At 31.8% G+C, this 12289-nt stretch carries 11 protein-coding genes and 2 pseudogenes; 10 read left to right on the forward strand and 3 right to left on the reverse strand.

Translation table 11 applies throughout. From position 1 onward, the window contains the following. Nucleotides 1-146: 146 nt before the first annotated feature. Genes SJY24_RS15860 through SJY24_RS15875 form a run of 4 tightly spaced genes read left to right on the forward strand, consistent with a single transcriptional unit; the run spans nucleotide 147 to nucleotide 3777 of the window. Nucleotides 147-770: a YhbD family protein gene (locus SJY24_RS15860; protein WP_377865367.1), complete on the forward strand. Its 624-nt coding sequence runs from the start codon at nucleotides 147-149 to the stop codon at nucleotides 768-770. Between the two features lie 13 nt (nucleotides 771-783). After that, nucleotides 784-1494 carry a bactofilin family protein gene (locus tag SJY24_RS15865; RefSeq protein WP_377865368.1) on the forward strand — a complete coding sequence of 237 codons (711 nt, stop codon included), beginning with the start codon at nucleotides 784-786 and terminating at the stop codon, nucleotides 1492-1494. A gap of 16 nt (nucleotides 1495-1510) precedes the next feature. Further along, nucleotides 1511-2218 carry a cytoplasmic protein gene (locus tag SJY24_RS15870; RefSeq protein WP_377865369.1) on the forward strand — a complete coding sequence of 236 codons (708 nt, stop codon included), beginning with the start codon at nucleotides 1511-1513 and terminating at the stop codon, nucleotides 2216-2218. Nucleotides 2219-2241: 23 nt separating this feature from the next. Further along, nucleotides 2242-3777 carry an MDR family MFS transporter gene (locus SJY24_RS15875; RefSeq protein ID WP_377865370.1) on the forward strand — a complete coding sequence of 512 codons (1536 nt, stop codon included), beginning with the start codon at nucleotides 2242-2244 and terminating at the stop codon, nucleotides 3775-3777. 55 nt (nucleotides 3778-3832) lie between these two features. Here SJY24_RS15875 and SJY24_RS15880 read toward each other — a convergent pair whose 3' ends face one another. Further along, complete coding sequence (locus SJY24_RS15880; RefSeq protein ID WP_377865371.1) at nucleotides 3833-4153, reverse strand: hypothetical protein; 321 nt, start codon at nucleotides 4151-4153, stop codon at nucleotides 3833-3835. Nucleotides 4154-4391: 238 nt separating this feature from the next. On the opposite strand from SJY24_RS15880, the gene SJY24_RS15885 reads away from it, so the two are divergent. Further along, nucleotides 4392-5171 (forward strand): BC_2878 family exosporium-associated protein, encoded by a 780-nt coding sequence (locus SJY24_RS15885; protein WP_377865372.1) that lies wholly within the window; start codon nucleotides 4392-4394, stop codon nucleotides 5169-5171. A gap of 340 nt (nucleotides 5172-5511) precedes the next feature. Here SJY24_RS15885 and ycaC read toward each other — a convergent pair whose 3' ends face one another. Continuing rightward, the gene (gene ycaC, locus SJY24_RS15890; protein WP_377865373.1) at nucleotides 5512-6147 is read right to left on the reverse strand and encodes an isochorismate family cysteine hydrolase YcaC; all 636 of its coding nucleotides are present in this window, start codon (nucleotides 6145-6147) and stop codon (nucleotides 5512-5514) included. Between the two features lie 321 nt (nucleotides 6148-6468). Here ycaC and SJY24_RS15895 point away from each other — a divergent pair, with 321 nt between their 5' ends. Together SJY24_RS15895 and SJY24_RS15900 are read left to right on the forward strand one after the other, a co-directional pair. Beyond that, nucleotides 6469-7239, forward strand: a complete 771-nt coding sequence (locus SJY24_RS15895) for a GNAT family N-acetyltransferase (RefSeq protein WP_377865374.1) — start codon at nucleotides 6469-6471, stop codon at nucleotides 7237-7239. Nucleotides 7240-7312: 73 nt separating this feature from the next. Continuing rightward, nucleotides 7313-7504 (forward strand): annotated as a pseudogene (locus SJY24_RS15900) (HD-GYP domain-containing protein); the annotation flags it as partial. 338 nt (nucleotides 7505-7842) lie between these two features. Here SJY24_RS15900 and SJY24_RS15905 read toward each other — a convergent pair. Continuing rightward, nucleotides 7843-9066 carry an ATP-grasp domain-containing protein gene (locus SJY24_RS15905; RefSeq protein WP_377865376.1) on the reverse strand — a complete coding sequence of 408 codons (1224 nt, stop codon included), beginning with the start codon at nucleotides 9064-9066 and terminating at the stop codon, nucleotides 7843-7845. Between the two features lie 123 nt (nucleotides 9067-9189). On the opposite strand from SJY24_RS15905, the gene SJY24_RS15910 reads away from it, so the two are divergent. The 3 genes and pseudogenes from SJY24_RS15910 (at nucleotide 9190) to SJY24_RS15920 (ending at nucleotide 12245) form a co-directional block, all read left to right on the forward strand. Continuing rightward, nucleotides 9190-10287: a YheC/YheD family endospore coat-associated protein gene (locus tag SJY24_RS15910; protein ID WP_377865377.1), complete on the forward strand. Its 1098-nt coding sequence runs from the start codon at nucleotides 9190-9192 to the stop codon at nucleotides 10285-10287. 245 nt (nucleotides 10288-10532) lie between these two features. Further along, nucleotides 10533-10835, forward strand: a pseudogene (locus SJY24_RS15915) (GNAT family N-acetyltransferase); the annotation flags it as partial. Between the two features lie 714 nt (nucleotides 10836-11549). Next, nucleotides 11550-12245 (forward strand): CsxC family protein, encoded by a 696-nt coding sequence (locus SJY24_RS15920; protein ID WP_002065863.1) that lies wholly within the window; start codon nucleotides 11550-11552, stop codon nucleotides 12243-12245. Nucleotides 12246-12289 lie beyond the last annotated feature (44 nt).

Here is a 12289-nt window from a genome sequence, read left to right on the forward strand (position 1 = left end):
TTACGCATTTTTCATGAGATGTGTAAGAGCTTTTTTTGTGTGCAAGACATGTTTGTTTTACGCATTGTTACGCTATTTGCGATAAAAGTCCATTTACAGCGTAACAGTGTTATGTTACATTGTTATCAGGAAGGAGTGTTATACAGTTGAGTACAGATTTAATTTCAAAAAAAGATTTATTAGAACTAACGGGTATTTCATACGGACAGTTATATAGGTGGAAAAGAAAAAATTTAATACCGGAAGATTGGTTTGTACGGAAGTCAACGTTCACAGGTCAGGAAACATTTTTTCCGAAAGAAAAGATATTAGAACGTATTGATAAAATTCAAACGATGAAAGAGGATTTATCACTAGATGAATTAGCAAATATGTTTTCACCGAGCGTGACAGAAATTCATTTAACAAAAGATGATTTGTTACGTAAGGGTATTGCATCAGAGCCAGTTTTACAATTCTTCATAGAACAAACGAATAAAACAACAGAATTTCAATTTGTAGATATTCTTTATGTGTATATGTTAGAAGAATTACTACAATCGGGAGAGATTAGTTTAGAAGAAGGAAAAATGGTCTTGCAAGTTTTACGTGAAAATTATGAAGCAATTAAACATAAAACTTGTGACTTAATCATCGTCCGAAAGTTAGGGATTTCTACATGTTTATTAGTTACAAATGTGGACGATTTAATTTTTGAAAAAGGCACCAAAATTGTTTTACGCGAAGCGATTATGAAATATACCGAAGCATTAAAAGCTAAACTGTTGTAGTGGAGGAGAAAGTATGCGTACAGATAATTTGATTATAAATGGTTACGGTTCATCGAATGGCGGCGAGTTTCATAAAGTGCAATTAAATGGAAAAGGTACTGTTAATGGAAATATTGAATGTGACCAATTTGAATGTAACGGTTACGGTGCAGTTACTGGTAATTTGAACAGTAGCAATGCAAGAATTAGTGGATCAGGTAAAGTTGATGGTACAGTTCATGCAGAAACGATGCGAATTGATGGGAAAGCTACAATTACGCAAGATGTGAAGGCGAACAGTTTAAAAATTGCAGGAAAAGGTACGATAGGTGGAAATGTCACTGGTGAAGAATTTAAAGTCAACGGTCAAGCGACAATTGACGGTAATTGTGAAGTAGATACTTTTTCTTCAGAAGGACAATTTACAATTGGCGGATTATTAAGCGCCGATGAAATAAATATTAATATTCACGGCACATGTCGAGCGAAAGAGATTGGTGGTCAAACGATTAAAGTAAAGCATAGACTAAGTACTTTTAGTAGACTCTTTAAAACAGTATTTGGTTTACAATTAGAAGCTGAACTATTAGAAGGTGACAATATCGATATTGATTATGCTCACATAAGAACGGTAAGAGGAAATAATGTTACAGTGGGGCCGAACTGTGAGATTGAACTCATTGAATATACTGGTGTTCTTACTGTTGATAAAAGTGCAAATGTAAAAGAAATTAAGCAGATTTAATGGGGGGAGAAGTAATATGGAACATCAACATAGTCTTACTGTAAATGGTTCTGGTAGTTCAGCAGGCGGGGATTATAATAAAGTGAAGATTCGCGGAGAAGGAACAATTTCAAATGATATGAGTTGTAATGAATTTAAAACGTACGGCACGAGTGATGTACGCGGTAATATGAAAGTTAAAAACTATATCGTATATGGGGATAGTGAAGTACAAGGAAACGTAGATGCGGAATGTATAAAAATATATGGCAATACACAAATGCATGGTGATGCTCATATTGAAAAAACAAAAGTAAGAGGTATGATTGAAGTAAAAGGAAGGTTTTCAGGTGATTTTGTAGATGTGAAAGGTGCTTTAAATGTGAAGGGAGATATTGAAGTAGAAGAATTATCAATAACTGGTGGTCTTGAAAGTGACGGATTACTTAATGCTGAAAATATTGAAATCTCAATTCGTTATGAAGGAAGTAAAGTGAGAGAAATCGGTGGGAAAAAGATTACAGTACGTAAAAAATCGAGATTTATTCCTTTTACAAGTCATGCAGGAAGCCTTCAAACATCAATTATTGAGGGGGATGATATTTATTTAGAACATACAATAGCAGACGTAGTAAGAGGAAATCATGTTATAATTGGCCCTGGCTGTGAAATTAGTGTAGTAGAATATCATACTAGTTTTAATCAGAAAGGTAATACAGTCGTAAAAGAACATAAACAAATATAAGTAGTATGAGGGAGAGTAAGGTTATGGTTGAGAAAAATAATAAGCTCGGCTTTGTTGTGGCGGGCTTATTGCTAGGTATTTTAATGGCATCAATGGATAATACCATTGTCGTAACAGCGATGGGAACGATTGTTGGTGACTTAGGAGGCCTTGAAAACTTTGTATGGGTCGTTTCTGCCTATATGGTCGCAGAAATGGCAGGCATGCCGATTTTCGGTAAACTATCAGATATGTATGGTAGAAAGAGATTCTTTATTTTCGGTTTAATCGTCTTTATGATTGGTTCGGCACTTTGTGGAACTGCTGAAAATATTACACAGTTAGGTATTTATCGTGCCATTCAAGGTATTGGCGGCGGGGCACTAGTGCCGATCGCATTTACTATCGTTTTTGATATTTTCCCTCCAGAAAAACGCGGGAAAATGGGTGGATTATTCGGAGCAGTATTTGGTTTATCAAGTATTTTCGGTCCGTTACTTGGCGCATATATTACAGATTACATTAGCTGGCACTGGGTATTTTACATTAACTTACCGCTGGGCGTTTTAGCACTTATTTTTATTACATTCTTTTATAAAGAATCACGAGTTCATAGAAAACAAAAAATTGATTGGTTTGGCGCAATTACTTTAGTTGGTGCAGTAATTTCTTTAATGTTTGCCTTAGAGCTTGGTGGACAAAAGTATGATTGGGATTCTAGCTTTATTTTAAGTTTATTTGGCGGATTCGCTATTTTAATTATTGCATTCATTTTTATTGAACGTAAAGTAGAAGAACCGATCATTTCATTTGAAATGTTTAAACAACGTCTATTCGGAATGAGTACAATTATTGCATTATGTTACGGGGCTGCATTTATGTCAGCAACTGTGTACATTCCGTTATTTATTCAAGGCGTATATGGTGGTAGCGCAACAAACTCAGGATTATTACTTTTACCGATGATGTTAGGATCAGTCGTAACAGCGCAGTTAGGCGGATTTTTAACGACGAAGCTTAGCTATCGAAACATTATGATTATTTCTGCTGTTATTATGCTACTTGGATTATTCTTATTAAGCACGTTAACGCCAGAAACAAGTCGTGTATTATTAACGATTTATATGATTATTATAGGATTTGGAGTCGGTTTCTCATTCTCTGTACTAAGTATGGCAGCTATTCACAACTTCGGTATGGAACAACGCGGGTCTGCGACTTCAACGAGTAACTTCATTCGTTCATTAGGTATGACTCTTGGTATTACGATCTTTGGAATGATTCAAAGAACTGGTTTCCAGAACCAGCTAGAAGAGGCATTTAAAGGTATGAGCGGGGGGATGAATACAAACGCTTTAGGAGATTCAAGAGCTATTTTATCAGAATCAGCAAGATCTCAAATTCCGCCGCAAATATTAGATAAAATTATTGACGCTCTATCTAGTTCAATCGTTCAAACATTTATGTGGGCGTTAGTACCAGCAGGTTTAGCATTCGTATTCATTTTCTTTATGGGAAATGAGCGCATGGTAATTAAGAAAAAACAAAACAAGGTAAAAAGTGAAACATCAAAAGCGTAAAGAAAAAGCTCCTTTCAATTTTGAAAGGAGCTTTTTTCATATGTACGGATTCAGATTAGCCTTCGATAATTTCGTATTCTTCGTCTGCTAATAATAAAATTTGCGTTTTCTTACCTTTGTTTTGAACTTCGATTACATCATATGTACCTAAGTCTCTTAGCTTGCTTTGAGAAGCGTTAATCATAACTTCCATAGAATCAATTAAGATATCTTCTTCAATGTATGATTCAGGCAATGCCATATCTTCAGTTTCTAATACACATGCGTATAGATTTTGTAAGTTTTCAGCAGTTGGGTTTTGTTCCTCAACATCAATGATGTTTTTTACTGCTTCCATATTTTCGTCTTTTGCTTGGTACACTTTAATTTTAGCCATTGTTTTAATCTCCTTTATAACGTAATCGTAGAGGCTACACCTCATTATAACGCTTTTTCATTGAAAGATGAAATTGTTATATGTATTTATAGTAAAAATTATGTGTTATTACTTATTATTGGTGTTATGAGTAAATAATTATATCCTTACGTTAAAATTATATTGTCCAAGCTTTTCTTATATCCCGTTCATATTATGTGTATTAGATAAAAACATAAAGGGAAGGGATTGAATGTAAGTGGATTGCGAACCGAAACGAAATTGTCAATGTTGTCAAAATAGCATATGTGAATTTTTACAAAGTCTAGAACCTTTTACTAAGGTTGAGAGTATCGTAATAGCCGGAAAGGAAATTGTTGTATCCTATTTTCTTTCATTTAACAAGATGAAAGGTATCGTGTCATTTGTACAAGAGGACAATGATGTTATTTTTGTAGATTGTTCAAAGATTGATGCGATTCGAATAGGAAAAGTGTGTAGTTGTAAAGCGAAAGTTAAATTTATTGAAGAGGATTTTAGTCTCCTTGGAAATGTTTGTCCACGGTGTTTAACGGAGGGAAGCACACTCTTTTTCGACTTTTATAATCCTGAATTGAATTTATCTCTACAAGCAAAAACAATTGATGCGCCTAGATGTATTGAATTTACAGATGAACTTGGGAATGTAGTAAAGCAAATTACAATAGTAGGTGAAGCAATAGTTTCTAAAGATTTTGTTCAAGTGCCAGAACTATTAGATTTTCGATTGATATTATCGGATACGGCTGCAGATCCTTTGAACTTCGGATTACTGTTCATTAATTCCCCTGATATTACGTTTATTATTCTTTTCGCATCAAGTGGATATCTTAATATTTCGAACTGCTTAAAAATAGAGAGTGGAACTGGTAATGTAGAAATAGAAGAGATAAAAAAGATGATAATGAATGACAATAATACGTACAAGTCAATTATTAAATTGACTAAAATATATAAAAATGGTGCTACAGAATCCTTTATTTCTAAGAAGGAAATATAAAAGATTTATATTGATTAACCCTCCAACAATATAATGAGGGTTTTTACATATACGAATTGGATTGTATTAGCGAAAAAATTGCTTTGTTAATATGAATGTTAGAAGTAAATAGGGGGAGTTGTATTATTAATTGTTAGGTATATTTTCAATAATTTTGCTGCTTTGATAATGAAATTCGAAAGAAAGCATAACAGAAAAGCTAGGGGAATATTATTTAAGTGATTTAAATATAGTGAAGGAGGAACAGAGAATGTTAGTAAAACAATTAAGAAAAGGGCTATTGAAGTAGCCCTTTTTTAACTATGTAAATAGTTGTTGGTAACCTTTATTAAGATTTGCGTTATTTACTAAATTCTTTTTGAGCTCCCATATAGCTTCCGATGATATTTTGATAACTTGGAAGATGCTTAGCAAGTAAAGCTCCAAAGCCTTCAACATCATTTCGCCAGTCGCGCTGTAATTCAGCTGCAACGCTAAACCAGTTCATGAGTTGTACCCCTCCATGAGCCATACGCATAAGAGCGGCATCAGCAACTTGTTTACTAAAAGTTCCAGATGCATCCGTTACAACAAATACCTCATACCCTGCATTTACAGCTGATAGAGCCGGGAACGCAACACAAACATCAGTAACTACGCCTGCGATAATTAGCTGTTTTTTACCCGTTGCTTCAATAGCTTTTACAAATTCATCATTGTCCCATGCGTTAATCTGTCCAGGACGCGCTATTTTAGGTGCATTTGGAAATAGTTCAATTAATTCCTGCATGAGTGGACCATTAGGACCGTCTTCGAAGCTAGTCGTTAAAATAACCGGTAAATCAAAAAAATTAGCGGTATTAGCAAGAGCTAAAACATTATTCTTGAACTCATCAACACCATAGTCACGCACTAGGCTAGAAATCAGGCCAGTTTGATGATCCACTAGAAGAACAGCGGCATCACTTTTTGAAAGACGAGAATAGAAATCAGACATTTTATAATCCCCCTTAAAAAGCTTATTAATAAATTAATCTTACAGTTATTTAGATAGATTTGGTATACGTATAAAATTTTATCAATAAATATGTTTTATTTAGATAAAAAGATGTGTGTTTTAAAATCAAAAAAAGTGAAGTTTTCTTTTTTGAATAGATGTTATAATAATTTTATATTTGTGAATAATTTATAATTATATGAAGTTTAAGTGTAATAGGCGTTTGCTTATATGACGAATAAACGGATGAGTAAAAAAGTTATTTAAGTGGATTCATAAAGATATAGAGTTATATTGATTTTATAGAAAGCGGGAATGTAAATGATATATGAAGCAAATATAAATACTAGAAAAAAATTAGTTTCTCTGTTTGAGGATTTTAATAATGTTGTGTTACTTTCTTATTTACAAGGACATATGGGCACCGCTTGGGTAAATAATCTTGAAAATCCGACAATAGCGCAAGTTACGGTAGGGATTTTCACATTTTATACTGGAGATCCAAATGTGAAGGAAACAGACGAGTTATTACGTAACATTCCTGATAGAATGTTAGTAATCGTAAATAGTGAAGAGTGGAAAAAGCGTTTAGAAAAATTTTATGAAAGAAAAATAGATAAGTTTTTACGCTATAAATTCAAACGGAATGCGGAAGTTTTTGATCATTCGAAATTACAGTCTTTTATATCAGCGCTTCCAAAAGGATACGAGTTACGAAGAATAGATGAACATATTGTAAATATCCCTACATTACATAAGGTCTCTGAAGATTTTACAAGTCAATTTCAAACGGTAGAAGATTATATAAAACGAGGTATAGGTTATAGTATTTTGTGCAAAGGTGAAGTTGTATGCGGTGCATCATCGTATAGTATATATGATAAAGGCATTGAAATTGAAGTTGCGACTAATCACAATCATAGAAGAAAAGGATTAGCAACTATAGTTAGTGCAGCATTAATCTTGGACTGTTTAGAAAAAGGGATATATCCAAACTGGGATGCAGCGAATACTACATCTGCTAAACTAGCAGAAAAGCTAGGATATGTTTTTGATAAGGCGTACGATACTTATTTTGTGGATAATAGATGAGTGAATAGGGATTTGTACGAATTGTACAACGTAAAGGAATTAAAGTGAAAAATGATGACTAGAATGTTTCTATAGAATTGTTGTGAAAGCAGATGCGTTCGATGCAATGACTTCTTCGAGAGCATATCGTTCGGCTCTATCTCCTGAAGAAGCTTATAAACGTATCATTGAAGGTTCTGGATCTCAGTTTTCCTCTTCACTAGTAGAACTTTTCAAAAAGGTATTTCCCTTATGGAAAGAAATGATCCAATCACCTCTTAATTAAAATTTTATGTTTTGAAAAAATTTATAAAATAATAAAAAATATTACTCTGTTATTATTTACGGAGAACATTTTTAATTAGATAAAAACTCATTTGTAAGTATTCGAAAAACCATATAAAAGTAAATGCTTAATAGTAGCTTCAGAACAGAAGAAGTCATTTTGGAGTCGCTTGTTGGGTAAATAAATTAAAATTTCATAATAAAAAAGTTCACTCCTTCTATAAATGTAGATAAGGAGTGAACTTTTTTATTATGCATTATGATAATTAGAATTATAAGAAACTTGATTTTAGTATATTTTTATCAGTTGGTGTATATATCTTGTTTTTTATGTTATATTTATTCTTTTTGGATTTCAAATGAAATTTCTTTAGCTGCTTCTAAAGCTATTTTTTTAGCTACTGTTTTAAAATAGGATGCTGCTAAAACGTAGCCACATCGATGTCCCATTGATGTAGGTGGTTTTAAGACAGTTCCTTTTTTAGGTTTTATATAAACTTTCTCCACACCAGGATATTTAGAACTACGGTTCTTTCCTGTAACTCGAATGAGTTTCCCTTTAGATTTAACTGTTAGGTAATGAGTGTATACATATTTATGATGTTTTTTATTTAGTGAAGGTTTATTTCCTAACATTAACTGAATAGTCTCTTGCACTAAGTTGATTCCATGTCCAATTTCAATTATATCATTCATTGCTCCACCTGATATTCTGGGGTTTATCTCAATTAATTTCCAATCATTATTTATTCTCCGGAGTTCTAGATGACAAGCTCCATTTTTCATATTAAAAGCTTGAATAACAGAATTAACTGCATTGAAAAGACTATTATATAGACTTTTGTCTACCTGTCCTAGTAAAGAATAACCAGTAACAATAAAACGTTCAAAGAGTGTAATTTCTTGTTCAATTACTGCTATAATATGGACTTTTCCATTTTGAACTAAAATTTCGACTAAGTACTGAGGTCCATCTACATATTCTTCAAGAAGAATTTCTTCATTAGGTAGTTTTTTTAAAAGACTTTGCATAGAGAAAATTAATTGATTTTTATTTTTTACTAATAATACATCTTTTGATCCTGATGATTTAGGGGATTTCACAATAAGAGGGAAATTTATCTTTTTATTTTTTTTAAGAAAAGATGATAATGGTTCTGTTGGTTTGTAAATTAAATAGTTGAGTGAGATTGGTAAATCTTTAAGGACATTACGAGTTAATATTTTGTTTTCCATCTGATAGATAGCTTCAGTAGATACAATATTTGAGCAGAATTTTTCTGATAAACGTGCAGCCAGATAAACAAAGGGGTCAATAAAACTAAAGATCCCTTTTATGTTCTTTCCTGATTTATTTAATTTTTCAATTGTTGTAATTATATTATCATAATCATTTATATCGGTGAAAATCATCTGATGTACATCAGGGAATGTATCGCGTTCTTCAATAAATTTTGTTTTTTTTGTTAACAAAACTGTAAAGAAATTAAGTTTTTCAGCTGCTTTGATTGCTTCCCTACTTGATCCAGATTTATTTGTTTCAATAAAAACAATAGTATCCATCTTATGCCACCCTAACCTTAATTATTTTATAAACCCTTAGATATAATATTTCTATAGGTAGAATATTAAAATGAGGTTAAGCTTGTTCTGGATTTTTCGAAAAATGGTTGAATGAAGGAGAACATGAATATATATATAATGAAGTTGATATTTGTTTTGAAAAAGATCTTTAAAAAGAGGGGAAGAGGAACCGATATGACTATAATTGGTATGCTTCATCATCGGAAAGATCCGAATGTCGTAAAGAAAGCATATACTTATGCTGCTGTAGCCAAAGCTGAAGGTATAAACTTTTTTTATTTTACTTTAGGGAAAGTAAATGTAGAAACTGAGAAAATTTTAGGTAAAACTTATGAAAATGGTAAGTGGGTTGAACAAGAATTTTCTTTTCCTGATGTTATTTATAATGCAAGTGTTCATGTTAGTGATAAAAATCAGCAAATTTTTGATTATTTATATGATAAAGTTCCGTTCACAAGTCATTCAATTGGAGATAAATTAAGTGTATATAACAGAATAAAAAAAGCAGGGGAATTTAAGCAATATCTTATTCCTTTTTATGAATTAAATGATGTTAATAAGTTTTTTGACATGATTAATCGTTATGAAAAACTTATTATTAAACCAATTTCTGGACATCAAGGTAAGGGTATTATTTTTATTGAAAAACATGGGATAAATTACAGTATGAATGAGTCAGAAGAAATTTCACTTATTAATAAAAAACAATTACTAAGTTTTTTGTCTGATAAGATTCAAGAGAAAGGTTACATAGTTCAACAGTTTATTTCATGTCAAATGAAATCTGGTAATGTTTATGATTTTCGATTGCATGTTCAAAGAAATGGAGAAGGAAAGTGGGTTATTACTTCAATATTCCCGAGAATAGGTCCATTAGGAAGTGTTGTATCAAATATGGCTAGCGGTGGTTATAGTACTTATTTAGATATTTTTTTAAAAACGGAGTTTGATAACGATTGGTATAATGTTCAAAGGTATTTAGAACGATTTGCGGTAAGTTTTTCTAACCATTTTAATTCTTTATATGAGGATGTATTATTTGATGAGTTAGGAATTGATGTTGGGATTGATGAAAACCAAAAATTGTGGTTGTTTGAGGTGAATTGGAGACCAGGTGTACCTAATATATTTAATCTTGAATTAGATGTAGCTAGAAATTTAGTTCACTATGCTAGATACTTAGCTGATAAACATAAATAAGAAAAGGAAAATAGAAATATATATAAACAGAAAATTACTAATTTAAAGAAAACGTAAAATAACTCCAAAATATACAATAGAAGTTGATTTTGGAGTTATTTTTTGTTTACTTCACTTTTTTCCCCTTCTGTGAATCAGATAAAGCCTTTAAGGCTTCATCAAATTTCCGTCTGGTATGCGCCCAACAGCCGCTAGTCCATCAAATGATTTACGTAAATAGGTTACCCCTTGTACAAGATATACTTTTTCAATTGACAGATGATTATATAAATCGAGGGATTGGCTATAGTATTTTCTATAAAGGAGACGTCGTATGCGGTGCATCATCGTATAGTATTTATGATGATGGGATTGAAGTTGCTACCGATCTGGATCATATAAGAAAGGGATGGGCGACTGTAGTTAGTGCAGCTATTATATTGAATTGTTTAGAAAAAGGGAAATACCTAAACGGGGATGCAGTGAATAATACATCTGCTAAATTTGCAGAAAAGCTAGGATATGTTTTTGATAAGACGTATGATACTTATTTTGTGAATAATAGGTAATTGAACGAGTTTGTACGAATTGAATTGTACAAAATAAAAAGGCTAGAAAATCCAATTAAATTAACATCAAATAGTCCTTTTTTATAATTACAAATATAAAATATCCAAAGATAATTTTACCTAGACTAAAGGCATTAAGAGAGATGTTAATTAATAGTATTAGAGGGGAGAACAACGACAAGATTGTTTTCAATAGAAGTATTGATAAATTCTATTGGAAAAGGTGAGAGGAAAAAAACGATATGAATTAAAGATGAAGTGATTCCACAACAATTTGGGTATAAAAACCGACTTTATTAAGTCGGTTTTTATTTTTTAATAATAAAGTGCTACCAATATTAGATTGCGGTTGCAAAGATATTATGAAATGAAGAAATCAACAAATTTAAATTTATCTGTTTTAATAAATTTAAGAATAGATTTTTTGAAAATTTCTTTGAAAATATGGTTATCTTTTTTACTATTGAACTTAATTAACATATCATTATATTCTCCCACGATGAGAGTTAATAAATTTTATTTTTTATCGGTAAATACCCATAAAAACTCAGTATATTAAGTTGTGTATATTTGACTATTAAAGGGAAATTACTCTTTTTTTTGTAAATGATAAAAGTGACTATGATACAAACCCACGCATTAATAGAAGACAAACATATACAGTATAGAGAGTTAAAAAGCTCTAAATTTTTCATATAAAGGAGATTATAAAATATGAGTGAACAATGCCCAATTAATGTACCATGTCAGGTAGCGGGACAAACCCAAACACCATTAAGTGATGCTGCAGCAACACCAATTACTACTCCAGGAGCACCAATCGTAAAAATACCAGTTGTATTAGCGGAAAGAACAATTCAAATTGTTGTAGAAGCCGATGTTCCATTAGATCCTCCAGCAACTGAGATTAAACGTGTCTTAAAAAATGTATTTTTAACACAAGGTAAGTTAGTTCCTGTAGCATTTACTCCGGTAGTTGGTACACCTTACAACCGAGTTACAAGAGGGAAATTATTTGTACAAGGGTATATTCGTAAAAATATTGAATATGCAAATGATGAGTGTAATGGAGTTCTATATGATCGCATTGCAAATGTTCCATTTTCTGGTTTTGCAGATCTAACAGAAGCTGATTTTCTATCACTGGCTTTAATAGCTGCTTCTTCAGACACTACATCTCATTTTATTAATCCTAACAACGGCGATTTACCACGTTTAGATAAATACTTCTTCCAAAATTCAGTTTTTTATAACGAACAACCATATGTCGAATTAGTAAGTGCTCAATTTTTCGAATTAGACTTTTCACCTTGTCCAACAGAATTAAACGAGCCATTTGGAACTCTTCGTGAAAAAATTGTACTAGACCTTACTTTAAAAGTTTTACAAGTACAACAAGTACAAGTATAAAAATAAAAAAGCATTGTCTTTATTAAAAAGACAATGTCTTTTTT

This window comes from Bacillus sp. R86525, assembly GCF_042466195.1.
In the GTDB taxonomy this organism is placed as follows: Bacteria; Bacillota; Bacilli; order Bacillales; family Bacillaceae_G; genus Bacillus_A; species Bacillus_A nitratireducens.

Coding starts and splice junctions, on each gene's coding strand:
- SJY24_RS15865 (WP_377865368.1), top strand. CDS start 784: ATGCGTACAGATAATTTGATTATAAATGGTTACGGTTCATCGAATGGC.
- SJY24_RS15870 (WP_377865369.1), top strand. CDS start 1,511: ATGGAACATCAACATAGTCTTACTGTAAATGGTTCTGGTAGTTCAGCA.
- SJY24_RS15875 (WP_377865370.1), top strand. CDS start 2,242: ATGGTTGAGAAAAATAATAAGCTCGGCTTTGTTGTGGCGGGCTTATTG.
- SJY24_RS15880 (WP_377865371.1), bottom strand. CDS start 4,153: ATGGCTAAAATTAAAGTGTACCAAGCAAAAGACGAAAATATGGAAGCA.
- ycaC (WP_377865373.1), bottom strand. CDS start 6,147: ATGTCTGATTTCTATTCTCGTCTTTCAAAAAGTGATGCCGCTGTTCTT.
- SJY24_RS15895 (WP_377865374.1), top strand. CDS start 6,469: ATGATATATGAAGCAAATATAAATACTAGAAAAAAATTAGTTTCTCTG.
- SJY24_RS15905 (WP_377865376.1), bottom strand. CDS start 9,066: ATGGATACTATTGTTTTTATTGAAACAAATAAATCTGGATCAAGTAGG.
- SJY24_RS15910 (WP_377865377.1), top strand. CDS start 9,190: ATGAATATATATATAATGAAGTTGATATTTGTTTTGAAAAAGATCTTT.
- SJY24_RS15920 (WP_002065863.1), top strand. CDS start 11,550: ATGAGTGAACAATGCCCAATTAATGTACCATGTCAGGTAGCGGGACAA.